The sequence below is a fragment of the Terrisporobacter mayombei genome (genome assembly GCF_020748465.1).
In the GTDB taxonomy this organism is placed as follows: domain Bacteria; phylum Bacillota; class Clostridia; order Peptostreptococcales; family Peptostreptococcaceae; genus Terrisporobacter; species Terrisporobacter mayombei.
On sequence record NZ_JAHZMP010000002.1, the window covers coordinates 607,135 to 630,101 of the forward strand.

Genomic DNA, 22,967 nt, shown 5'->3' on the forward strand with positions numbered 1-22,967 from the left:
AGGAGAGTTGATATGGAGAAGAAAACATTAGTTATTGGTGTTATAGGAGCTGATGTGCATGCAATAGGTAATAAAATTCTATATCATTGCTTTGTAGAGGCAGGATTTAATGTGATTAATCTTGGAGTAATGGTTTCTCAGGAAGAATATGTGGAAGCAGCTATAGAATCTAATGCAGATGCAATTTTAGTTTCTTCTTTATATGGTCATGGGGAAATTGATTGCAGAGGGCTGAGAGAAAGATGTGAAGAATGGGGGTTAAGAAATATATTATTATATGTGGGAGGAAATATTGTTGTAGGTAAACAACCATTTGAGGAAGTTGAAAAAAGATTTAAGCAAATGGGGTTTGATAGAGTATTTCCACCAGGAACAGATCCAGATGCTACAATAGCTTGCTTAAAGCAAGATTTGAAACTTGGTGAAGAAAATGCAAGTAGTTTTACTAATTGATTTTGGTAGCACTTACACAAAGATAACTGCTGTTGATGTTGAAAAAGAAGTTATTATAGGAACTGCATCTGGTTTCACAACTATAAATACAGACATAAATGAGGGACTTAATAAAGCTATAAAATCTTTAGAAAAACTAACAGGAAAGTTAGAATATAGTCAGTACTTAGCCTGTTCTTCAGCAGCAGGAGGATTAAAAATGATAGCTAGTGGTTTAGTTCCTGGTGTTACGGCTACTGCAGCAAAAGAAGCTTGTTTAGGTGCCGGAGCTAAGGTTATAAAGGTGTACTCCTTTGAAATGACTGAAGAAGATATAGAGGAAATAGAAAAAAATAAGCCAGAAATATTTTTACTTGCAGGAGGCACTAATGGTGGAGATAAAAGATGTATATTGCATAATGCAAAAATGTTATCAAACTGTAATATAGATTTTCCCATAATAATAGCCGGTAATAAAGAAGTAAGTCATAAGTGTAAAAGTATATTGAATAATAAAGAAACATATATTGTGGAAAACGTAATGCCTGTATTTGGTGAATTGAATATAGTTCCAGCACAAAATAAAATAAGAGAAATATTTTTACAAAAGATTATAAATGCAAAAGGTATTACTAAAGCAAGTGAATTAATATCAGAAATAATAATGCCAACGCCATCAGCAGTAATGAGTGGTATTGAACTTTTATCAAGTGGTTATGAAGATGAAAAAGGTATAGGAGAACTTATAGCCATTGATTTAGGTGGAGCAACTACTGATGTATATTCTGCTTCAGATGGAAGTCCAAAAGAGTCAAATGTCATATATAAAGGAATTGAAGAGCCCTATATAAAAAGAACAGTGGAAGGCGATATTGGAATGAGATATAGCATTGGTGGAATTATTGATGAAGTGGGAATTGAGGATATTGCCCAAATATCTAATCTGAGTGAGGAAAGAGTAAGAGAGATAATTGAGTATATTAAAGTTAATCCACAGACATTACCAAATGAAAAAAACATTGAAAATCTAGATTTTACACTTGCTGCTAAAGCAGTTGAAATAGCAATAACTAGACATTGTGGTAAAAGAGAAAAAATATACACATCCAATGGAATCGCATATTTACAAAAAGGTAAAGATCTAACTCATGTAAAAAAAATTATTTTAACTGGAGGTGCTCTGATTAACTTACACTGTTTAGGGAATATTTCAGAGTACGTATGTTTTAATGAAAAAAGTCAGGAATCTATGAAACCTAAAAATGCTGAAATTTTAGTAGATAAAAAATATATCTTACAAGCAATGGGTCTGTTATCAAAATCATATCCAAAGATTGCAATTCGAATTATGAAAAAGGAGTTAAAATATGGTGGAAATTAGAAATAAAAAGATTTCTAAGGAGGAATTTAATCATATTAGAGAAGAAGTTCTTTCCTTATGGCCAACAGGAAAAGAAGTTAACTTAGAAGAATCATTTGAATTTCATAAATCTCTTCCGGAAAATAAGATTTTCTCAGTTAAACTTATAAAAGCAAAAGAAGAAGGAATAACATTAATACAACCAAGAGCAGGTGTAGCTTTAGTGGATGATCAAATTAAATTATTAACTTATTTACAAAATGTAGGCCAAGCAGATTTACTACCTACAACCATAGATAGTTATACAAGACAAAATTGTTATGAGGATGCGCAAAAAGGAATTGTTGAATCTATTAAAAATAATAAATCCATGCTAAATGGCTTTCCAGCTGTTAATCATGGAGTAGAAAGTTGCCGTAGAATTATAAATGCCCTAGATACACCAGTACAAGTAAGACATGGAACACCGGATGCTAGGCTTTTAAGTGAAATAACTTATGCTGGAGGGTTCACTAGTTATGAAGGTGGAGGTATTTCTTACAATATACCTTACGCAAAAAACGTATCTTTAGAAACGACTATTAGAGACTGGCAATATGTTGATAGATTAACTGGTTTATATGAAGAAGAAGGAATTTCCATAAATCGTGAACCATATGGACCTTTGACTGGAACTTTAGTACCTCCGTGTATATCTCACTCAGTTGCAATTATAGAAAGTTTGCTAGCTGCAGAGCAAGGTGTAAAAAATATCTCTGTAGGGTATGGACAATGTGGAAACTTTATTCAAGATATTGCAGCAATTAGGGCATTAGAAGAGCTTACTAATGAATACTTAATAAAATCAGGGCATGATGATGTTATTGTAACAACAGTACTTCATCAATGGATGGGGAGTTTTCCTCAAGATGAAGCAAAAGCATTTAGTGTAATTTCCCTAGGAAGTACTCTAGCTTCTCTTTCTAAAGCAACTAAAGTTATTGTAAAAACACCACACGAAGCACTAGGTGTACCAACAATGCAAGCAAATGCACAGGGATTACTTTGTACAAAACAAATTTTAGCCATGTTAAAAGATCAAGAGTTTAAAACAAATGAAGTTGATATTGAAAAAGAAATTATAAAAAGAGAAACTCGTTGTATAATAGACAAGTGTTTTGAAATAGGTGAAAATGACATTGCTGTAGGTACTATTAGAGCTTTCAAAAGTGGTATTTTAGATATTCCTTTTGCACCGTCTATTCATACTTTAGGCAAATTGTTACCAGCAAGAGATAATCATGGAGCTATTAGAATTCTTAACCCTGGAAGACTACCATTTACACCTGAAATACTAGACTTTAATAATAAGAAAATAGAAGAACGTGCTAAGTTTGAAAATAGAGAAAAATCTTTCCAAATGGTAATAGATGACGTTTATGCCATAAGTAAAGGAACACTTATTGGTCGTCCTAGAAATAAATAAATTTACAAAAGTAAAACAAGGGGGATATTTCAATGAAAATAAAAGATGTAGTTTGCTCAGCAGGTCGTACGGGTTTTTACTTTGATGATCAACGTGCAATAAAAAATGGAGCGATAAATGATGGCTCAACTTATATTGGAAAGCCTGTCACAGAAGGATTTACTAGAGTAAGACAAAGTGGAGAATCCATATCTGTAATGATAATTTTGGAAGATAATCAAATTGCCCTTGGTGATTGTGCAGCAGTACAATACAGTGGTGCAGGAGGACGTGACCCTCTCTTTTTAGCTAAAGATTTTATTCCAATTATAGATAAAGTAGTAGCACCAAAATTAATAGGAAGAGAAATAACAAGTTTTAAAGAACTTTGTGATTTAATAGAGAATATAATGGTTGATAATAAAAAGCTTCATACAGCTATTAGATATGGAGTGACACAAGCACTACTTGATACAGTGGCAAAATCAAATAATATATTAATGTGTCAAGTTATTGCAAAAGAATATAATACTCAAGTTTTAGACAAAATTGTGCCAATATTCACACAAAGCGGAGATAATCGCTATGAAAATGCTGATAAAATGATTATAAAAGGAGCACAAGTTCTTCCACATGCCTTAATTAATAATGTAAGTGAAAAGTTAGGTTATAATGGAGAAAAATTAGAAGAATATGTGGCTTGGCTTAGAGATAGGATAATAAATTTAAGAGACGACAATTCTTATAATCCTATTATTCATATAGATGTGTACGGAACTTTAGGTGTTGCATTTGGTAATGATAATTACGAAAAAATAGTAAGTTATATGGAAAAATTATGTCATATAGCTAAACCATTTAAACTTCGTATAGAAGGTCCAGTAGATGTGGAAGACAGAGAAAAGCAAATGTTGGCATTAAGAGAAATTAGAAAATTAATAGATGAAAGAAATATTAATGTGGAAATTGTAGCTGATGAATGGTGTAATACACTGGAAGATATTAAATATTTTGCTGATAATAAAGCAGGTCATATTATTCAGATTAAAACTCCAGATTTGGGAGGTATAAATAATGTAGTTGAGGCTGTTTTATATTGCAAAGATAAAAATATAGGAGCTTATCAAGGTGGTACATGCAACGAAACAGATAACTCAGCTAAAACTTGTGCTCATATTGCCATGGCAAGTGGACCTGACCAAATTTTAGCAAAACCAGGTATGGGTGTGGATGAAGGCTACATGATTGTTTACAATGAAATGCAAAGGATTTTAGCTTTAAATAAAGTAATAAAAAATTAAGGGGATGGATAATAAGATGAAAGAAGAATTTAAAATACTATCTTCTACAGCTATACTTGGATATGGTTTTCCAGAAGAATCTTTTTTAGAAGGAATGAAAAGAAAGCCCCATGTTATTGCCGTGGATGCAGGTTCCACAGATCCAGGTCCCTATTATCTTGGAGCAGGAGAATCATTTACTGATAGAGATGCTGTAAAAAGAGATTTGGAGATAATGATTAAAAGTGGATTAAGTAATAAAATTCCTGTTATTATTGGGACAGCAGGAGGTAGTGGAGGAGAAGTTCATTTAAATTGGTGTAAAGAAATAATTTATGAAATAGCAAAAGAAAATAACTATAATTTTAAACTAGCTCTAATACATTCAGAAATAGAAAAAGATAAGGTAAAAGAAGCGTTAAAAAATAATAAAATTTCACCACTTGGACCAGTGCCTCAAATAAGTGAAGCAGATATAGAAGAAACTACAAGAATTGTAGGTCAAATGGGCATTGAACCTTTTATAGAAGTATTAAATGAAGGTGCTAATGTAATTCTAGCTGGTAGAACTTATGACCCATCTGTTTTTGCTGCTCCAGCTATAAAAGCAGGTTATGATAAAGGTCTTGCTCTTCATCTTGGTAAAATTCTAGAGTGTGCTGCAATATGTTCAACACCAGGAAGCGGTTCAGATTGTATGTTTGGGTATTTAGGAGAAAATTATTTTAGACTAGAGCCATTAAATCCTATAAGAAAATGTACTACAGTTTCTGTAGCAGCTCATACGTTATATGAAAAAACAAATCCGTATATTTTACCTGGTCCTGGAGGACATTTAGATCTAACAGAGTGTGAATTTACTCAAGACAGTGAAAATATTGTGAAAGTCTCAGGCAGTAAATTTATTGAATCATCTAAATATACGGTGAAATTAGAAGGTGCCAAATTAATAGGTTACAGAACAGTATCCATTGCAGGGGCTAGAGATCCTATTATGATTGAAAAAATTGATGAGATAATTGAAGGTGTAAAAGAAAGAGTTGAAGACAATTTTAAATCCAAACAGTGGGAGTACTACCTTAATATTGCTATATATGGTAAAAATGGTGTAATGGGAAATATTGAACCTAATCCTACTACAGAAAATTCTCACGAAATAGGAGTAGTAATTGAAGCAGTAGCTAAGGATCAAAAAAAAGCAGATACAATATGTGCCTTTGCCCGTTCATCTATGCTTCATTTTGGATATGAAAATAGAAAAGCTACAGCAGGAAATTTAGCTTTTCCATACTCTCCAAGCGATTTTCATGCAGGAAAAGTATACAATTTTAGTGTTTATCACTTGATGGAAGTTGATAATGGATGCGATTTATTTACTATAGACTATGAAGAATTATAAAAATGGAGATGATGATTAATGACTAAGTTAGTTGATATTACAAATATTATTCGTAGCAAAAACTCTGGACCTTATGAATTGACTATGGATATAATGTTTAAAACTTTAGAAGACTATGAAAATGTATGTAGTAATAAAATAATTAATGAGAAGTTAATTTGTGAATTATATAAAATAAGCAAGGAAGATATTATTAATATTATAGAATTTAAACCAGCTAATGCAATAAAAATAACGATAAAAAGACCTATTGCATCAGGTGACCTAGGAGAAACGGATGTTTATGGTGCTCAGCAACATGCACCACTTTTAAGCATAGAACTTTAATTAAAATAAAGACAATTATTTATAGATTATAAGTAATTGTCTTTATTTTTATATTAAAGATGCAAATTGATAATTTTATACATATATGCTAACATTTACATATAAGCTGACTCTAAAGACATGGTCTAAAGGGAAAGGGATTAGTGTTAAATATCTCTAATTTCTTAAGTATTTTCTTATGAAAAGGCATCTAAAATGTCAATATTTATCAGCTGAATAAATATTATTGGGGGTAAATTTATGAAAAAAATTTTTGCAGTACTTATGTCATTATTAATTACGTTAAGTCTTGCTGTAGGGTGCAGTTCTAAGAATAATGAAAAAGAGGTCAAAGAACCAGTTACAGTGAATGTGGGAGCACCAGATGGACTACCAGCCATAGCAATTGCAAAACTATCACAAGAAAATCCTGAAGTAAAAGAAGGTTATAAAGTTAAATACACTCTTGAAGCAACTTCTGATGCTTTATCAACTGATGTAATGAAGGAAGCTCTAGATATTGCCATAGTACCATCAAATATGGCTTCAATTGCTTACAATAAAACATCGAATTATCAGATTGCTGGAACAGTAGGGATGGGATCTTTTTATCTAGTAAGTAGTGATAAAGATGTAAATGGATTAAACTCATCATTAAAAGGAAAAGAAGTAGGAAATATAGGTAAAGGATTAACTCCAGATATAACAGTTCAAGCATTATTAAAAGAACAAAAAGTTGATTCATCAACTATTAAATATAATTATTCTAACGAAGCTAGTGATTTAGTATCATTATTAGCAACAAATAAATTATCAACAGGTATAGTACCAGAACCAGCACTTAGTGGATTACTTACAAAAAATACTGACTTAAAAGTTATATGTGGTGTTAATGATACTTGGAAAGATGTATTTAAAAATGAAAATGGATATCCACAGTCAACTTTAATTGTTAAATCATCTTTTGCAAAAGAGAATCCTGAATTTGTCTCAAGTTTTATTAAAACTTTAGATGAAAATATAAAATATACAAATGAAAATCCTAAAGAAGCAGGAGAATCTGCTGTGAAATTTGGTGTAAATATAAAAGCACCTTTATTAGTAAAAGCTATAGATAGAACGAATCTAAAATTTATACCTATAGGTGATTGTAAAGATGACTATACTAATTATTACAATAGTTTACTATCATTTAATTCTAAGGTATTAGGCGGAAAAGTACCAGATGAAAATATATATTATGCAGAAAAATAAATAGATTTTAAATTCCTTACTAATATTTTAGTAAGGAATTTTTTTATAATTTTTAATCTATTGATTGGAGAGGATGAGTCGACAAAAGCTAAATTATATGGAATATTGTGTCAAAAAACATAAAAAACAATATATTAATATAGGAGGTGTTAATATGGGTAAAAAATATCTTATTGCCCTAGATGATGGTCATGGCATGGAAACACCAGGAAAGCGAACTCCACCACTAAAAAAAGATTTGTATATAGATGGAAAGTTAATAAGAAAAAAAGGTGAAGTCATTAAAGAAAATGAGTTTAATAGAGCTGTTGTTGAATATTTGGAAAAAGCTTTAAAAAGATGTGGCTTTGATGTATTGCTAGTTGCATCAGGAGATAGTGATGTGCCTTTGATAACTAGAGTTAGTAGAGCAAACTCAGCTGGTGCAGATGCTTACATTAGCAAACATTATAACGCAGTGGGAGAGAAATGGCAGAGTAAGGTGAAAGGACCTGTAACAATAATACATTACAATTCCTCAATTAAGTCAAAAGAATTGGCTAAAAATGTGCATGAAGAACTTTGGAAGCTTCACAAAAGTCATAAGTGTAAAAATTTTGGAGTTGGAAAAGACACAGATGTTTCTGGATTTAGTTTGTATGTACTAAGAAACACAAAAATGCCTGCAATTCTTACTGAATCTGGATTTATGGATAATATGACTGAAGCCGTGGAAATGTTAGATCCTAAATTTCAAAAAGCAGATGCAGAAGGAACTTGTAAAGGAATATGTAAAACCTTTGGAGTAGAATACATTGACCCAAGTAATGAACAAAATGAAGACAAAAAAGAGTATGAAAAAAATAATGAAGAAGATACAGCTGTTAAGTATATAAAGGTTAAGGTAAATGAATTGAACATAAGAAATTCAGCATCCTGGGAAAAAGATGCAATAAGTGGAATTGTGAAAAAAGATGAAGTATTTACTGTAGTAAAAAAAACTAAAGCAGGAAACAGTTATATGTATAAGCTAAAATCAGGATACTTTATTTCTGCAGATCCAAAATATGTTGAAAGTATTGTAAAGTAGCGATTTTAAATAAGCATTTATCTATGAATAGATGCTTATTTTAGTGTGAAAAGGAATATATTAATTGTATATTAAATAATTTACTTGGGTATTGGGGAAAATAATTACAATACAATAAACTTGAGGTGATGAGATGAATAATAATATGATTAATTTAAATCATAAATCAGATTCTTATTTGATGAAAAATTATGAAGATAATTTTAGTAATAATGAGTGGAATAATGATGATATTGCGATGTTTGATGACTATGTGCCAATTAATGATGACTATAAAAATGAATATAGTAAAAAGTACTCATTTCCACAAAAAAAAGGATTTACCTTTAAGTAGAATAAATATAAATAATATATAGGTTATTAAATAAATACTTTGTTGACTTCAATAAAGTATTTTTAAATTGCCTTATATTAATATAGTGATTTGTGCTAAAATAATAATGAAAATAAGAATAGGGAGATTGTTTGAAATGAATGAAAATGTACAATGGGTAAATGAAAAAAAAATAGAAAAAACTATAAATAATTTAGAAAAAAATAATATTAAAGGTTATCATGCAAAAAGTAATGAAGAACTTATAAATATTATTAAAGATATAGCTAAAGAAGGTGAAATGGTATCTGTTGGCGGGTCTATGACTCTTTTTGAAACAAAAGTAATAGATTTACTTAGAAGTGGAAGATATAATTTTTTAGATAGATATGAAGAAAACCTTACACCTACTGATATGAAAGAAATCTATAGAAAATCTTTTTATGCTGATACATATTTTTCATCTACAAATGCTATTACAGAAGAAGGTGAAATTTTCAATGTAGATGGAAATGGCAATAGAGTTGCAGCAATGTTATATGGGCCAGATAAAGTTATACTAGTAGTTGGGGTAAATAAAATAGTAAAAAATATAGATGAAGCTATAAATCGTAATAAAAATTTAAGTGGTCCTGCAAATGCGAAAAGATTAAATACTGCCACTCCTTGTGCAAAAGTAGGATATTGTATGGACTGTAAAAGTGATGATAGGATATGCTGTGAATATACAGTTATAAAAAGACAAAGAACTAAAAATAGAATGTATGTAATATTTGTAAATGATGTCTTAGGATTTTAACTGGAGGAAATATGAAAAAAGTTAAGTTTATTTATAACCCCAATTCAGGAGAACGAAGAATTTCTCATGAACTTGATAAGATAATAAAAGTATATCAACATTACGGTTATGTTGTAGTACCTTTTAGGCTTTGCAAAAACAGATCAGTAAACGATGCTTTTTTTGACATAGAATCTAATTATGACCACATATTAATTTCTGGTGGGGATGGAACAGTAGATTTAATTTTAAATGCTATAAAAGCTTTAAATATAAACATTCCTATAGGAATCTTACCATGTGGAACTGCAAATGATTTTGCAAAAGCCGTAAATCTTCCTTTTGATGTAAAGGATGCAATTGAAAGAATTGTTAATACAAGACCTAAAAAAATTGATATTGGTAAAATTAATGATAAATATTTCATTAATGTTGCAAGTGCAGGAATGTTTACAGATGTATCTCAAAAAATTAATCAAGACTTTAAAAACTCTATAGGAAAAGTTTCATATTACTTAAAAGGTATTGAAGAAGCTTTGTATATGAGAAAATTTAGTATTGAAGTGAAATCAAATGAAGTAGAGTACGATGGAGACATGTACTTAATGTTAATTTTCAATGGAAAAACTGCTGGAAATATTAATCTTGCATATAAAGCTAAAGTAGACGATGGATTATTAGATGTAATTATAGTTAAGGATGTTTTGTTTCCAAATATTTTACCATTGCTTAGAAGTATTTTAAAAGGTGAGCATCTTGAAGGATATAATAAAGATGAAATATTGTATTTTAAAACAAATAAGTTAAAAATAGATTGCAAAGATAACTTGATTACTGATATTGACGGAGAAAAGGGCCCAGATTTTCCTTTAGAAATTGAGTGTATCAAAGATGGAATCCAATTATTGGGTTACTAAAATTTAAGCAAAGTTGTTTTGACAAAATGCATAATTATTAAGAAAAAGGTTAATATATATGTAAGGATTGATGAATGTCGATCCAACTTAACCTAATCATAAATGTGTGTGTTTGTGATTTCCTTGGGAGTTTAAGTATATCTGATATTTTTTAATATCCATCAAATATAATGAAGATACTAGATTCCTCAGCTACTATCGTGCAGATAGTTATGATTCAATACCCAGGGATTGGAAATGTGACTAGTTTGCAAACTATGTTTGATGAAATAATTGAGGGAAGGGCTAAGTGAAAACTTTTGTCCTGGGAAAAGCACTGATTTGGAGACTATAATCCCCAAAATAGTGCTTTTTTCTTTTGTCTGTAAAATTTAATTAATATATTAATTAAAATATGTAATATATTAATTAAAAAAAGACTATGAAAATCATAGTCTTATTATATTAAATTATTTTCCTGGTTTGAAAGAACTCTTAAGAGGAACTATTCTATTGAATACATGTTTCTCTGGAGTAGTATATTTAGTATCTACTGAGAAAAATCCATTTCTAACAAATTGGAATTTGTCTAAAGGTTTAGCATCCTTTATTGCAGTTGGTTCTACAAAACCTTGTAGCACTGTAAGTGAATTAGGATTTATTTGGTCTAAGAAGTGTTTACCTTCATTTTCTGGAGCATCATCTAATATTAATGGCTCGAACAATCTAAATTCAGCAGGAATGGCAGTTTTAGCGTCTACCCAATGAACTGTACCTTTAACTTTACGTCCAGTAAATCCGGAGCCTGATTTTGTTTCTTGGTCGTAAGTACCATGGATTTCTACTACATTACCATTTTCATCTTTTATAACGTCAGTACATTTAACAAAGTATGCACCTTTTAATCTAACTTCATTTCCTGGGAAGAATCTTCTATATTTTGGTATAGGTTCTTCCATAAAGTCATCTCTCTCTATGTAAAGTTCTCTACTAAATGGAACTTCTCTTGTACCAGCTTCTTCGTTTTTAGCTATATTTTCAAGTTCTATCATTTCACTTTGACCTTCTGGATAGTTTGTTATAACTAATTTTAGAGGATTTAATATTCCCATAGCAAGTTGAGCCTTTGGTTGTAAGTCCTCTCTTAAGAAGTGGTCAAATAATCTACTATCAACTTTAGAATCAGCTTTTGATACACCTATTTCAGCACAGAAGTTACGGATACATTCTGGAGTATATCCTCTTCTTCTAACACCTGATATAGTAGGAAGACGAGGGTCATCCCATCCATCAGCAATTCCTTCATCAACTAATAATTTTAACTTTCTTTTACTCATTACTGTATTTGTTAGGTTAAGTCTAGCAAACTCGATTTGTCTTGGAATTCTTTCCATTTCGCATTCTCTAACAACCCAGTCGTATAAAGGTCTTTGATCTTCAAATTCTAGAGTACATATAGAGTGAGTTATTCCTTCTATAGCATCTTCAAGTGGATGAGCAAATGAGTACATTGGGTATATGCACCATTTATCTCCAGTGTTGTGATGAGATGCATGAGAAATTCTATATATAACAGGGTCTCTAAAGTTTATATTAGGAGAAGACATATCTATCTTAGCTCTTAAAACTTTCTCTCCATTTTCAAATTCACCATTTTTCATTCTTTCGAATAAATCTAAGTTCTCTTCTATAGATCTATTTCTATATGGACTATCAAACCCTGGCTCTGTTAAAGTACCACGAGTTTCCCTTATTTCATCAGCAGATAAATCGTCCACGTATGCTTTACCTTTTTTTATTAAGATGATAGCTCTTTTATACATTTCATCAAAATAATCAGATGCAAAGTATAAGTTGTTCCAATTAAATCCTAACCACATTACATCTTCTTTAATTGAATTAACATATTCATCATCTTCTTTTAGTGGATTTGTATCATCAAATCTCATATTAACTGTTCCCTTTAATTCCTTAGCTAATCCAAAGTTTAAACAAATACTTTTAGCATGCCCAATATGTAAATATCCATTTGGCTCTGGAGGGAAACGAGTAATTATATAATCGTGTTTTCCTGATTCTAAATCGTCAACTATTATGTTTTTTATAAAATTATTTGAAATTGTTTCGTTTGACATATTTTTACCTCTCTATTCATTTTATTAATTATTAATATGTAATAAGTTCTATCATAATCATATTATTAATTTTAATTCAATATGGAAAAAAAATAAAGTATATTTATATATTTTGGTAGCTAATAACTATTATATTTAACATTATTAAACAAAATCAATATTTTTATTAGGATTATATAAAAAAAGTTATATAATATTTCCAATTTTTCTTAAAGTATGTATAAAAGTATATATATTTTGTCCATTAATAATAATAAAGCTAAATATGAATTGAATGAATTTGAATATTATGATAAAATCAGTAGGTAAGAAAATTGGGGGTGCAGAAATGAGAAAAATTTATATAGTAACAACTTATACGGGAACTCTTCTATCTTATTTAATAAGAAAAGTTAGTAAAAGTCCCTATGCTCATATTTCTTTATCTTTAAATGAAGATTTATCACCCATGTATTCATTTGGGAGACTTAATCCTAAAACACCTATATTTGCAGGTTTTGTAGAAGAAAATATAAATGAAGGCTTATATGAAATAAAGCAAAATGCACTTTGCCGAGTATATTCATTAGATGTTGATTATTCTAGTTATGGAAAATTAGTAAAAAATATAATGAAAGTAAATAGCAATAAAAATAGATATAATTATGATGTTAAAGCTTTAGTATATTTATCATTTAATAAATCAAGAGAAAAAGAATATAGATATGTATGTTCACACTTTGTAGCAGATATGCTTTATAAAAGTGGAATTAATATATTTGATAAGTCGCCATCACTAGTGAAGCCGGAGGACTTTTATAATAACTCAAATCTTAATTTAGAATACGAAGGATTATTATGTAATTATAATATAAAAAACGGAAGAAATATGCTAAGTCACATGACTTGTTAAAAATTACCATATATTACTATGGTAATTTTTTATTTTCTATTATATATTATTTATTAATCTAAGAATGTAAAAAAAAGGTTATAATAGTAATAAGAGGTATAATGGAAAGGAGAAAAAATGAAAAAAATATTTAAATCTTATGGGATAGCGTTGTTAATAGTGGCTATTTATGCATTTGTGAAACTACCAGTACTGAGGTTTGATTTCACATCAGGATTTACAATGCTAATTTTATTCTTTGTTTTAGCTGGTGTTCTTGATATGATGTTTGATAGAGGAGAGAGAACATCTAAAAGTGCAAAAAATAACTTCTTAATAGCAGGGGTTTTGTTAGTTGTAATTATTATTATTCCATTCTTTGTAACATCTCCTATATTTAGGGCTAGTTCTTATAAAGACTTACTTGGTAAAGTAGAGGAAAGTGTTTTTACAGAGGATGTAAGTCCGGTAAGTGTGGATAAAATAAGAATAGTAGACAAAGATATGGCAATAAAATTAGGAGAAAAAAAACTTGGGGAAATACCAGCAATAGGAAGTATATCTAAAGTTGGTGACTACTCAATACAAAGTGTGAAGGGTGAATTATATTGGATAGCACCTCTTGTGCATAGAGATATTATAAAATGGATAACTAATTTAGAGGGTACTAATGGTTATATTATGGTATCAGCAAGTAATCCACAAGATGTAAGACTAGTTCAAAATCTTGATGGAAAACAACTTAAAATAGTATATCAAGAAGAAGCATATTTCTTACAAGATTTACATAGACATGTATATCTAAATGGTGGTATGAAATATGGTATGACTGATTTTAATTTTGAAATTGATGACAATGGAAAGCCTTATTGGGTTGTAACTTTGTATGAACATGCTGTTGGATATGGAGGATCAAATGCTGTTGGAACAGCTATTGTCGATGCTCAAAGTGGAGAGGTTAAAATATACTCAATTAAAGATACACCTAAGTGGGTAGATAGAATACAACCAGAAAGCTTTATAGTGGATCAAATAAATAACTGGGGATTATATGTTAAAGGATTTATAAACTCAGTAATATCTGAAGAAGGTGTATTACTACCATCAGAAGGAACTTCATTAGTATATGGAGAAGATGGAAAATCATATTGGTATACAGGAATTACTTCAGCAGGAGGAGATGAATCAACAGTAGGATTTATGTTAGTTGACTCAAGAACAAAGGAATCAAAACTGTATATGCAAACTGGAGCAACAGAAACTGCAGCTATGACAACTGCAGAAGGAAAAGTACAAGAAAAAAATTATAAAGCAACTTTCCCAGTTATGTATAATATTCTTGGAAAGCCAACATATGTGTTAGGATTAAAAGATAAAGCAGATCTTGTAAAAATGGTAGCATTTGTATCTGTTGAAGATTATAGCATAATAGGAATGGGAGATACAAAAGAGGATGCCTATAGAAATTACAAAGAAGCATTAGAATCTAAAGGAAATGATATAGATTTCAACACAAGTGAAAACTTACAAAAAGTAGAAGGAACTGTATCTAGAATAAACCAAGATGTAAAAAGTGGAAACACAATATATTATATTACATTAAAAGATAAAAAAGAATTAATATTTACAGGAACATCAAAAATATCTTCAGAACTACCTTTAACAATAGTAGGGGACAAGGTAAGTATATCTTACGATAAAACAGATTCAAATATAATAAGCATTGCAGAGTTTGATAATACTAATATTGGAAAAATAGAAAAAACTACAAAAAAAGAAAAAAATAGTGAAAAATCAGATAATAATGAAAAAACTGAGTAACATAAAATAAAATTTACACATAAAAAAAGGAAGAAAATTTTAATCTTCCTTTTTTTATGTGTAAATTTTATTGAGTGATTTTAATATAATATAGTACAACTTGGTAAAAATAGCTTCAAGGAGATTGACTATGGTGGGATTAGAAAAAGATATTTTGTATTTGGTTAGTAGAGTAAGATGCGTCACAGAAAATCAAGTGGGAAAAGTATTTAATAGTAAAAAAAGAAGTGGAAAAAAATCCCTAAAGAGGACATTGAGAAAAATGTGTAATGATTATACTTTGAGAAAGTTTCCATGTAATGTTGACTATACGAATTTTAAAGATAACTCAGGAGTTTATTATCTAAATGGGAGTAATATCGAAAAAGGAAAGAGTTTAACAAAAATGTTACTAGGTTCTGAAATTGCAATTAGATTAAATAGTGCAGGATATGAGGCTGTTAGATTTTATAGAAATGCAAAAGTAGGAGATCAAACTTATGATATATTTATAGAATATATAAATCCCTGTGACAAAAGGCTACAAGTATTAATAGATATTGAACTGGATGAAAGCTTAAGATGGTCAAAGTATAGTAATATTTCTAATGATATTGACAACTCAACCATACCATTTTTTATGGTACCAAAAGTTATTGTTATATCTTCTAGAGAACAAAAGCATAATAAATGTAATATTAATGAACATATATATATTTTAGATACATCTTTGAATAAATTATTTAATTATTTGTAAAATATATAAATAGTTTTATGATTTTTATTGCATCTTGAAGTATGTTATGCTATTAATATATTATTAATAAAAAAAGATAAAAACCTAAGGTAGAGGTGCTGTACTTAATAGTACTAACATATAGCTGGCAAGCAATTATATGTTAGGAAAGGAATTACAGCCGAAGGTAGCTTATAGGCATATAAGTTATCTGGACTTGTGCAGAATATGTATAAGGCTGTCACTTTTATTCGCAGAATAAATTTAGCAACAGACCTGTTTTCCAGGTTGTTGGCTACATGAGCAAAGCGAATTTTTTATAAGTGTTGAGCTACAAGGTTTACTATGGCTAATTTTAACGTCCAAAGTATACCTTTGGGCGTTTTATTTTTTTATGTAAATTCATAATTTAAGGGGTGATAATAGTGAGCAAAGTAGTTGTTCAAAAGTATGGTGGTAGTTCTGTATCTAATACTGAAAAAATAAAGCTTATTGCAAGCAAATTAATAGAAAGAAAAAGGAAAAATCCTAAAATTGTGGTTGTAGTCTCAGCTATGGGGGATACGACAGATGATTTTATAAGTTTGGCCAAAGACATAACTAAATCTCCAGACAAAAGAGAGCTTGATGTATTAATGTCTACTGGTGAAATGATATCTGCATCTTTATTATCAATGGGTCTAAATTCTTTAGGATGTGAAGCAGTAAGTTACAACGCTTATCAATTAAATATTAAAACTAGTGGGATTCATGGTAAATCATTAATAGATGATATTGATGTTAGTAAAATAAATGAGAGTTTAGATAGTGGTAAGATTGTAATAGTAACAGGATTTCAAGGTTTAAATGATGAAGGAGATATAACTACTTTAGGAAGGGGGGGATCAGACACTTCAGCTGTAGCTTTAGCTGTAAAACTAGAAGGTATATGCGAAATATATACTGATGTGGATGGGATCTATTTTACAGATCCAAGAAAATATAGTGAAGCTAAAAAAATAAAAGAAATCGAATATGAAGAAATGTTGGAATTAGCAAGTTTAGGTGCTCAGGTAATGCATTCAAGAAGTGTGGAATTAGCGCAAAAATATGATGTGGAGCTTTATGTAGGCTTATCTTGCAGTGACATTGAAGGAACGTATATAAGGGGGAGCAGAGAAATGAAATTAGAGGATAAAGTTATTACTGGCCTTGCGACTTGTGACGAAGATGCAGCCATAACAATTGTAGATATAAATATGGAAGATGTATCTAAATTATTTGAAAAAATAGCTGTAGATGGAGTTAGTATTGATATGATAAGCCAGACAGCACCATTTAATGGAAAAGTAAATGTATCATTCACTATACCAAAGGATGATTTAATGGAATGCGAACGAATTGTTAGTTGCTTTGTATCAAGGGAAAGTATAGTTATAGATGAAGAAATAACAAAGTTTTCTTTAGTAGGTCTTGGAATGAAAAATACTAGTGGTGTCGCTTCAAAAGTATTTAAAATATTTAGTGATAATAATATAGCTGTAAAATTAATTACAACATCTGAAATAAGAATTACATGTGCAATAAACTCTTCTTCTAAAGAAGTGGCAATAAGAGAAATAGCTAAAGAATTTAATTTATAAAATAGGAGGATAATATGAAACTTCATGGCACAATGGGAATAAAAGATAATACTTTATACATAGGTGGGGTAAATGCACTAGATTTAGCAAAAAAATACGATACACCTCTTTATGTATTTGATGAGGAGTTAATTAGAAATAATTGCAAAGAATATAATAAGTATTTTAAGGTTAAAGAAAATAACAATAAAGTTGCATATGCAGGGAAAGCTTTTTTACCTAAGTATATGTGTAATCTAATAGATGAAGAGGGATTATATTTAGATGTAGTGTCTGGAGGAGAATTATTTACAGCCTATAAAGCTAATTTTCCTATGAAGAAAATATTATTTCATGGAAATAACAAAACAATAGATGAGATTAAAATGGGTATTGACTTAGGTGTAGGAGTATTTGTAGTAGACAATTTCTATGAATTAGATATATTAGAAAAGTTTTGTAAAGAAAAAAATATGATACAAGATATATATTTTAGAGTTACACCTGGAATTGATGCACATACTCACAAATATATTAGAACTGGTCAAATAGACTCTAAATTTGGTTTTGCATTGACAAATGGTGATTTTTATGTGGCAGTAGAAAGATTAAAAGAATATAAAAATGTAAAATTAATTGGTATTCATGCTCATATTGGTTCACAAATATTTGAGGTAGAACCTTATGAAGAAGAAGTTGATGTTATGTTTAACTTAGTAAAAAAATTAAAAGAAGATTATGATATAGAAATAAAAGAAGTGGATTTTGGTGGAGGTATAGGTGTTTACTATACTAAAGAAGATAAACCAAGAAGCATTAAGGAATTTTGTGAGAAAATTATAAATAAATGCAATGAAAAATGCAAACAACTAAATATAAATATGCCTACTCTTATATTAGAACCAGGTAGATCTTTAGTTGCTAATGCTGGAAGTACTTTATATTCTATTGGATCAATTAAAAATATTAAAGATGTAAGAACTTATGTAAGTGTAGATGGTGGAATGACAGATAATATAAGACCTTCTTTATATCAAGCAGGATATGAATGTGCTATAGTAAATAAAATGAATAATGAAAAATCTGAACATAAGGTAACTATTGCTGGAAAATGTTGTGAAAGTGGGGATATTTTAATATCAAATACTAGTGTTTTAGATATAGAAAGCGAAGATATATTAATAACAACATCCACAGGTGCTTATGGATACTCTATGGCATCAAACTATAATAAAATACCTAAAAACCCAGTTGTATTTGTAAATAAGGGGAATGATAAGTTAGTATGTAAAAGACAAAGTTATGAAGATTTATTGTCTCTAGAGTTATAGAATAAAAAAGTTCTTTACTATTAAAAAAGTAAGGAACTTTTTTATATTAAAAATAAAATTGTATAAATACTCACCAATGTATAAATATAATTATATAAAATTTTATAATGTGCAAACTTAGGGTTTATGATAAACTATATTATACAACAGGGAGGATTTTCATGAAAAAGAAATTATTATTAATATTAGTTTTAATAACTGCTTTAACAAGTGGATGTAGTAAAGTAGCTGTAAATAGTTCTTTAATAAAAGGACAAGAAAAGCTTGAAAGTCATAAATATGATGAAGCCTTAACTTTATTATCTCAAGTTTTAAATGAAGATTCAGAAAATGAGTCAGCTAGAGCTATGTATATGCAGGCAAGAAAGATGCAAAGTGCGGAGAACTACGAAAAAAAGCATGATTACGAGAAAGCAATAAAAGAACTAGATTCAATTGTAAATATAAATGAAGGTTCTAAACAAATTAAGAGAGAATCAATAAATAAAAAAGCAGAACTTGAAAAATTACAAGAAACTGCTGAAAAAGAAGCTTTAGAGAGAAGAGAAAATGCAAAAGAAGCGTCTGAAAAAGACATGAATAAATTAGAATCAGAAATAATTTATAATAATAAGAAAAAAGAAGAACAGAAAAAACAAGAAACAGAGGAAAGCAACAAAGAGGAATCAATAAAAGAGCCTATAAAAGAAGAAAAAACTGAAGATGAAGAAGATAATCCACAAACAAGTACAGATGTACAATTAAAAGATACAAGTGAGAATGAATAAGTCAATAAAGCTAATTATAAATAAACTGCCATATGCAGTTTATTTTTTTATTTTATAGGAAATATAAATAATAAATAAAAATATCTTGTGAAAATTTGTCACATATATTAGTATTTACTATGGACAAAAAAATAATTAAAGGAGTAAATATGAGAATAAACAAATATATAGCTTCTTGTGGAGTAGCATCTAGAAGAAAAGCTGAAGAACTTATTTTAAATAAAAAAGTAAAAGTAAACGGAAAATTAATAGAAGAATTATCTTTTCAAGTTGATGAACAAAAAGATAGTGTGGAAGTTGATGGAGTAAAAATATCTCTTGACGAAAATTTAGTATATATATTATTAAATAAACCAGAAGGGTACATAACAACAGTTAAAGACCAATTTGACAGAAAAAGTGTAATAGACTTATTAAGTGATATAAAAGAAAGAGTATTTCCTGTGGGAAGGTTAGATTATGAAACAAGTGGTCTTTTATTACTTACTAATGATGGTGATTTAACGTACAAATTAACTCATCCTAAACACGAAATTGATAAAACTTATATTGCTATGGTGAAAGGTCAGTTAAGTGAAGAAGAAATTAAAAACTTTAAATCTGGTCTATATATAGATGATTATAAAACAGCACCAGCGAAGATTAAAGTTGTATATTATGATAAAAATAAAGATATATCTAAGTTAGAAATAAAAATACATGAAGGTAAAAATAGACAAGTAAGAAAAATGTGTAAAGCTATAAATCACCCTGTACTTAGACTTAAAAGGGTAGCCATGGGTAAAATCACTTTAAATGACTGTAAAATAGGGGAATACAGACATTTAACTGAAGAAGAAGTAAATTATCTTAAAAGTATATAGAGGTAAATTATGTTAAGAGCAAAATATATAAATAAAATAACTGAAGTAAACAAAATATTTTTAGAAAAAATTATTGAAAAAGGCCATGTTGTAATTGATGCTACCATGGGAAATGGGTATGACACAGTATACCTAGGAAACCTAGTAGGAGAAACTGGTAAAGTATATGCATTTGATGTTCAAGAAGAAGCGCTAACTTCCACAAGAAAAAAAGTTATAAGAGATAATATGGAGGATAGAGTTGAACTAATTCTTGATGGTCATGAAAACTTAGATAAATATGTAAAAGAAGAAGTCAGTTGTGTTGTATTTAACTTAGGGTACTTACCAAGGGCAAAACATATGGTTATCACTAAACCGGATACAACTTTGGAAGCCGTCAAAAAAAGTTTAGAATTATTAAAGCAAAATGGAGTAATAAGTATAGCTACATATATAGGACATGAAGGTGGCCTTGATGAAAAAAATTACATATGTGAATACTTAGACAATTTAGATCAAAAACAATATAATGTATTGCATATGGAGTTTACAAATCAAATAAATAATCCACCGCAGCTTATTCTAGTAGAAAAAAAAGGTTAAAAAATATATAATTTTGCTACCTTATAAAAAATATATTGAACAATGAAAAAATAAAATAATAATTTATAACTTAATATAAACAGTGGTATAATTAAGTTATAAGTATGAATAATTTACAAATACTTCATATTTTTCACAAAAGAAAGAGGAGCATATTATGGAATTTACAAATAATATAAATGATAGTAAACAATTAATTTCAATTATACAATCTCGTTATCCTAAAATGAGTAAGGGGCAAAAACTTATAGCCCAATATATTATTAAAAATTATGATAAAGTAGCATTTATGACTGCAAGCAAACTTGGGGAAACTGTAGGTGTTAGTGAGTCTACTGTGGTAAGGTTTGCTAATGCTTTAGGATATCCAGGGTACCCTAAATTACAAGATGCATTACAAGAGTTAATAAAAAATAAATTAACAACAGTACAAAGGGTCGAAATGGCCAATAATGATTATTCTGATGATGCAACAATACTTAGTAAGGTTCTAAAAAGTGATATAGATAATATAAGGGGAACTTTAGAAGAAATAGATGCAAAAGCTTTTAAGGATGCTTCAGAAGAAATATTAAAAGCTAGAAAAATATATATTTTGGGTATGAGAAGTTCTCATGTGATAGCTCAGTATCTAGGATTTTATTTAGATTTAATATTAGATAATGTTCATGTAATAAGACTAGACATGGGAGATGTTTTTGAACAAATAGTTAGAATAAACGAAGAAGATGTAATAATAGCATTTAGTTTTCCTAGATATTCTAAAAAATCATATCAAGTTGTTGACTATGCTAAAAATAAAGGAGCTCATATAATATCAATTACGGATAGTTATTTTGCGCCAGTAGCATGTTTATCTGATAATACTCTTTTAGTTAAGAGTAATATGGCGTCATTTGTTGACTCTTTAGTTCCTGCTATGACTGTAGCCAACGCACTTGCCATATCTGTTGGCATGAAAGAGAAAGAAGAAATAAAAAAATACTTTGATGATTTGGAAAAAATTTGGGAGCAGTATTCTATTTATGAATAATATTATTAATAAATATATGATAAATTTAGTGAAGAAGAGAGTAAGATAAATTAAATTAATAGAGAGCTGAGGTTGGTGGAAGCTTGGCAAGGATATTTATTCTGAAAAGAGATTTGGAGAAGGTTATTAGAAAAGTAAGTTCAATAACCGGTTATCTGCCTTAAGGATTTGAGTGGTTAAGATATTCTTAACAATTAGAGTGGTAACACGGTAAAATATCGTCTCTTGGTATAAAAACCAAGAGACTTTTTTAGTTCTCAAAAATGTAATTATCATTATTACTTAAAAGAAATAAATGTCTTAATAATTAGAGTGGTACCGCGGATATTCGCCTCTTAGTTTATAACTAAGGGGCTTTTTATTTTATTTAAAAGGGGGAAGTGTAATGAATAAAATTAGCTTAAAGGGAAGAAACTTTTTATCCTTAAAAGATTTCACAAAGGAAGAAATAAAATATTTATTAACTTTATCTAGTTATTTAAAAATAAAAAAGAAGGTGGGAGTTAAAGGGAATTTACTTGAAGGAAAAAATATTGCGTTGATATTTGAAAAAAATTCAACAAGAACTAGATGTTCTTTTGAAGTTGCAGCTATAGATATGACTGTGGGACAAAAATAATATTTATGAAGGATAATAATTTTTATTATCCTTTTTTGACATTTAAATTGAAGTGATATTTAGTGAACTTAGATAAGAGATACTGTTTATAATAA

22 protein-coding genes, 1 riboswitch and 1 other annotated feature are annotated in these 22,967 nt (G+C 29.1%); of the genes, 21 read left to right on the plus strand and 1 reads right to left on the minus strand.

Going from position 1 to position 22,967, the window contains the following annotated elements:
- Positions 1 to 12: 12 nt before the first annotated feature.
- The 11 genes from glmS to K0039_RS09455 all read left to right on the plus strand — a co-directional run bounded on the left by glmS (position 13) and on the right by K0039_RS09455 (position 10,552).
- A complete protein-coding gene (gene glmS / locus K0039_RS09405; RefSeq protein WP_228104797.1) occupies positions 13 to 453 on the plus strand; it encodes a methylaspartate mutase subunit S in 441 nt (146 codons plus the stop codon).
- Complete coding sequence (gene glmL, locus K0039_RS09410) at positions 431 to 1,813, plus strand: methylaspartate mutase accessory protein GlmL (protein ID WP_228104798.1); 1,383 nt, start codon at positions 431 to 433, stop codon at positions 1,811 to 1,813. Before glmS ends, glmL begins: the two co-directional genes overlap by 23 nt.
- Positions 1,800 to 3,257, plus strand: a complete 1,458-nt coding sequence (locus K0039_RS09415) for a methylaspartate mutase subunit E (RefSeq protein WP_265589450.1) — start codon at positions 1,800 to 1,802, stop codon at positions 3,255 to 3,257. Before glmL ends, K0039_RS09415 begins: the two co-directional genes overlap by 14 nt.
- A 32-nt stretch (positions 3,258 to 3,289) precedes the next feature.
- Positions 3,290 to 4,537, plus strand: coding sequence for a methylaspartate ammonia-lyase (locus tag K0039_RS09420; protein ID WP_228104799.1), 1,248 nt, complete (start codon positions 3,290 to 3,292; stop codon positions 4,535 to 4,537).
- Positions 4,538 to 4,541: 4 nt separating this feature from the next.
- A complete protein-coding gene (locus K0039_RS09425; protein WP_228104800.1) occupies positions 4,542 to 5,915 on the plus strand; it encodes an acyclic terpene utilization AtuA family protein in 1,374 nt (457 codons plus the stop codon).
- 18 nt (positions 5,916 to 5,933) lie between these two features.
- On the plus strand, positions 5,934 to 6,242 hold the full coding sequence (locus tag K0039_RS09430) for a DUF4387 domain-containing protein (RefSeq protein WP_228104801.1): 309 nt from the start codon (positions 5,934 to 5,936) through the stop codon (positions 6,240 to 6,242).
- Between the two features lie 240 nt (positions 6,243 to 6,482).
- On the plus strand, positions 6,483 to 7,475 hold the full coding sequence (locus tag K0039_RS09435) for an ABC transporter substrate-binding protein (RefSeq protein WP_228104802.1): 993 nt from the start codon (positions 6,483 to 6,485) through the stop codon (positions 7,473 to 7,475).
- 154 nt (positions 7,476 to 7,629) lie between these two features.
- On the plus strand, positions 7,630 to 8,544 hold the full coding sequence (locus K0039_RS09440; RefSeq protein ID WP_228104803.1) for an N-acetylmuramoyl-L-alanine amidase: 915 nt from the start codon (positions 7,630 to 7,632) through the stop codon (positions 8,542 to 8,544).
- A 133-nt stretch (positions 8,545 to 8,677) separates the two neighbouring features.
- Positions 8,678 to 8,878 carry a hypothetical protein gene (locus tag K0039_RS09445; RefSeq protein WP_228104804.1) on the plus strand — a complete coding sequence of 67 codons (201 nt, stop codon included), beginning with the start codon at positions 8,678 to 8,680 and terminating at the stop codon, positions 8,876 to 8,878.
- A gap of 136 nt (positions 8,879 to 9,014) precedes the next feature.
- Positions 9,015 to 9,656, plus strand: a complete 642-nt coding sequence (locus tag K0039_RS09450) for a lactate utilization protein (RefSeq protein WP_228104805.1) — start codon at positions 9,015 to 9,017, stop codon at positions 9,654 to 9,656.
- A gap of 11 nt (positions 9,657 to 9,667) precedes the next feature.
- The gene (locus K0039_RS09455; protein WP_228104806.1) at positions 9,668 to 10,552 is read left to right on the plus strand and encodes a YegS/Rv2252/BmrU family lipid kinase; all 885 of its coding nucleotides are present in this window, start codon (positions 9,668 to 9,670) and stop codon (positions 10,550 to 10,552) included.
- Positions 10,553 to 11,001: 449 nt separating this feature from the next.
- On the opposite strand, the gene K0039_RS09460 is transcribed toward K0039_RS09455, so the two are convergent.
- On the minus strand, positions 11,002 to 12,666 hold the full coding sequence (locus K0039_RS09460; RefSeq protein ID WP_228104807.1) for a glutamine--tRNA ligase/YqeY domain fusion protein: 1,665 nt from the start codon (positions 12,664 to 12,666) through the stop codon (positions 11,002 to 11,004).
- Between the two features lie 328 nt (positions 12,667 to 12,994).
- Here K0039_RS09460 and K0039_RS09465 point away from each other — a divergent pair, with 328 nt between their 5' ends.
- From K0039_RS09465 to K0039_RS09510, 10 genes are all read left to right on the plus strand, one after another.
- A complete protein-coding gene (locus K0039_RS09465; protein ID WP_228104808.1) occupies positions 12,995 to 13,558 on the plus strand; it encodes a hypothetical protein in 564 nt (187 codons plus the stop codon).
- 117 nt (positions 13,559 to 13,675) lie between these two features.
- Positions 13,676 to 15,358: a hypothetical protein gene (locus K0039_RS09470; protein ID WP_228104809.1), complete on the plus strand. Its 1,683-nt coding sequence runs from the start codon at positions 13,676 to 13,678 to the stop codon at positions 15,356 to 15,358.
- A gap of 130 nt (positions 15,359 to 15,488) precedes the next feature.
- Positions 15,489 to 16,094: a hypothetical protein gene (locus tag K0039_RS09475; protein WP_228104810.1), complete on the plus strand. Its 606-nt coding sequence runs from the start codon at positions 15,489 to 15,491 to the stop codon at positions 16,092 to 16,094.
- 82 nt (positions 16,095 to 16,176) lie between these two features.
- Positions 16,177 to 16,415: riboswitch (Lysine riboswitch) on the plus strand.
- Between the two features lie 83 nt (positions 16,416 to 16,498).
- Positions 16,499 to 17,695 (plus strand): aspartate kinase, encoded by a 1,197-nt coding sequence (locus K0039_RS09480; RefSeq protein ID WP_228104811.1) that lies wholly within the window; start codon positions 16,499 to 16,501, stop codon positions 17,693 to 17,695.
- A 14-nt stretch (positions 17,696 to 17,709) separates the two neighbouring features.
- The gene (gene lysA, locus K0039_RS09485) at positions 17,710 to 19,005 is read left to right on the plus strand and encodes a diaminopimelate decarboxylase (RefSeq protein ID WP_228104812.1); all 1,296 of its coding nucleotides are present in this window, start codon (positions 17,710 to 17,712) and stop codon (positions 19,003 to 19,005) included.
- A 161-nt stretch (positions 19,006 to 19,166) separates the two neighbouring features.
- Positions 19,167 to 19,772 (plus strand): tetratricopeptide repeat protein, encoded by a 606-nt coding sequence (locus tag K0039_RS09490; RefSeq protein ID WP_228104813.1) that lies wholly within the window; start codon positions 19,167 to 19,169, stop codon positions 19,770 to 19,772.
- A 149-nt stretch (positions 19,773 to 19,921) separates the two neighbouring features.
- Positions 19,922 to 20,635, plus strand: a complete 714-nt coding sequence (locus K0039_RS09495; RefSeq protein ID WP_228104814.1) for a pseudouridine synthase — start codon at positions 19,922 to 19,924, stop codon at positions 20,633 to 20,635.
- Between the two features lie 9 nt (positions 20,636 to 20,644).
- Positions 20,645 to 21,220 (plus strand): tRNA 5-(aminomethyl)-2-thiouridylate-methyltransferase MnmM, encoded by a 576-nt coding sequence (gene mnmM, locus K0039_RS09500; protein ID WP_228104815.1) that lies wholly within the window; start codon positions 20,645 to 20,647, stop codon positions 21,218 to 21,220.
- A gap of 157 nt (positions 21,221 to 21,377) precedes the next feature.
- Positions 21,378 to 22,253 carry a MurR/RpiR family transcriptional regulator gene (locus tag K0039_RS09505; protein WP_228104816.1) on the plus strand — a complete coding sequence of 292 codons (876 nt, stop codon included), beginning with the start codon at positions 21,378 to 21,380 and terminating at the stop codon, positions 22,251 to 22,253.
- A gap of 19 nt (positions 22,254 to 22,272) precedes the next feature.
- Positions 22,273 to 22,482 (plus strand) — a binding site (T-box leader).
- A gap of 156 nt (positions 22,483 to 22,638) precedes the next feature.
- Positions 22,639 to 22,872, plus strand: coding sequence for a Rossmann-fold NAD(P)-binding domain-containing protein (locus tag K0039_RS09510; protein WP_228104817.1), 234 nt, complete (start codon positions 22,639 to 22,641; stop codon positions 22,870 to 22,872).
- The last annotated feature ends 95 nt before the right edge of the window (positions 22,873 to 22,967 follow it).

Coding starts and splice junctions, on each gene's coding strand:
- K0039_RS09415 (WP_265589450.1), top strand. CDS start 1,800: ATGGTGGAAATTAGAAATAAAAAGATTTCTAAGGAGGAATTTAATCAT.
- K0039_RS09445 (WP_228104804.1), top strand. CDS start 8,678: ATGAATAATAATATGATTAATTTAAATCATAAATCAGATTCTTATTTG.
- mnmM (WP_228104815.1), top strand. CDS start 20,645: ATGTTAAGAGCAAAATATATAAATAAAATAACTGAAGTAAACAAAATA.
- K0039_RS09420 (WP_228104799.1), top strand. CDS start 3,290: ATGAAAATAAAAGATGTAGTTTGCTCAGCAGGTCGTACGGGTTTTTAC.
- K0039_RS09430 (WP_228104801.1), top strand. CDS start 5,934: ATGACTAAGTTAGTTGATATTACAAATATTATTCGTAGCAAAAACTCT.
- K0039_RS09425 (WP_228104800.1), top strand. CDS start 4,542: ATGGATAATAAGATGAAAGAAGAATTTAAAATACTATCTTCTACAGCT.
- K0039_RS09455 (WP_228104806.1), top strand. CDS start 9,668: ATGAAAAAAGTTAAGTTTATTTATAACCCCAATTCAGGAGAACGAAGA.
- K0039_RS09435 (WP_228104802.1), top strand. CDS start 6,483: ATGAAAAAAATTTTTGCAGTACTTATGTCATTATTAATTACGTTAAGT.
- K0039_RS09505 (WP_228104816.1), top strand. CDS start 21,378: ATGGAATTTACAAATAATATAAATGATAGTAAACAATTAATTTCAATT.
- K0039_RS09475 (WP_228104810.1), top strand. CDS start 15,489: ATGGTGGGATTAGAAAAAGATATTTTGTATTTGGTTAGTAGAGTAAGA.
- lysA (WP_228104812.1), top strand. CDS start 17,710: ATGAAACTTCATGGCACAATGGGAATAAAAGATAATACTTTATACATA.
- glmL (WP_228104798.1), top strand. CDS start 431: ATGCAAGTAGTTTTACTAATTGATTTTGGTAGCACTTACACAAAGATA.
- K0039_RS09510 (WP_228104817.1), top strand. CDS start 22,639: ATGAATAAAATTAGCTTAAAGGGAAGAAACTTTTTATCCTTAAAAGAT.
- K0039_RS09495 (WP_228104814.1), top strand. CDS start 19,922: ATGAGAATAAACAAATATATAGCTTCTTGTGGAGTAGCATCTAGAAGA.
- K0039_RS09460 (WP_228104807.1), bottom strand. CDS start 12,666: ATGTCAAACGAAACAATTTCAAATAATTTTATAAAAAACATAATAGTT.
- K0039_RS09470 (WP_228104809.1), top strand. CDS start 13,676: ATGAAAAAAATATTTAAATCTTATGGGATAGCGTTGTTAATAGTGGCT.
- K0039_RS09465 (WP_228104808.1), top strand. CDS start 12,995: ATGAGAAAAATTTATATAGTAACAACTTATACGGGAACTCTTCTATCT.
- glmS (WP_228104797.1), top strand. CDS start 13: ATGGAGAAGAAAACATTAGTTATTGGTGTTATAGGAGCTGATGTGCAT.
- K0039_RS09490 (WP_228104813.1), top strand. CDS start 19,167: ATGAAAAAGAAATTATTATTAATATTAGTTTTAATAACTGCTTTAACA.
- K0039_RS09440 (WP_228104803.1), top strand. CDS start 7,630: ATGGGTAAAAAATATCTTATTGCCCTAGATGATGGTCATGGCATGGAA.
- K0039_RS09450 (WP_228104805.1), top strand. CDS start 9,015: ATGAATGAAAATGTACAATGGGTAAATGAAAAAAAAATAGAAAAAACT.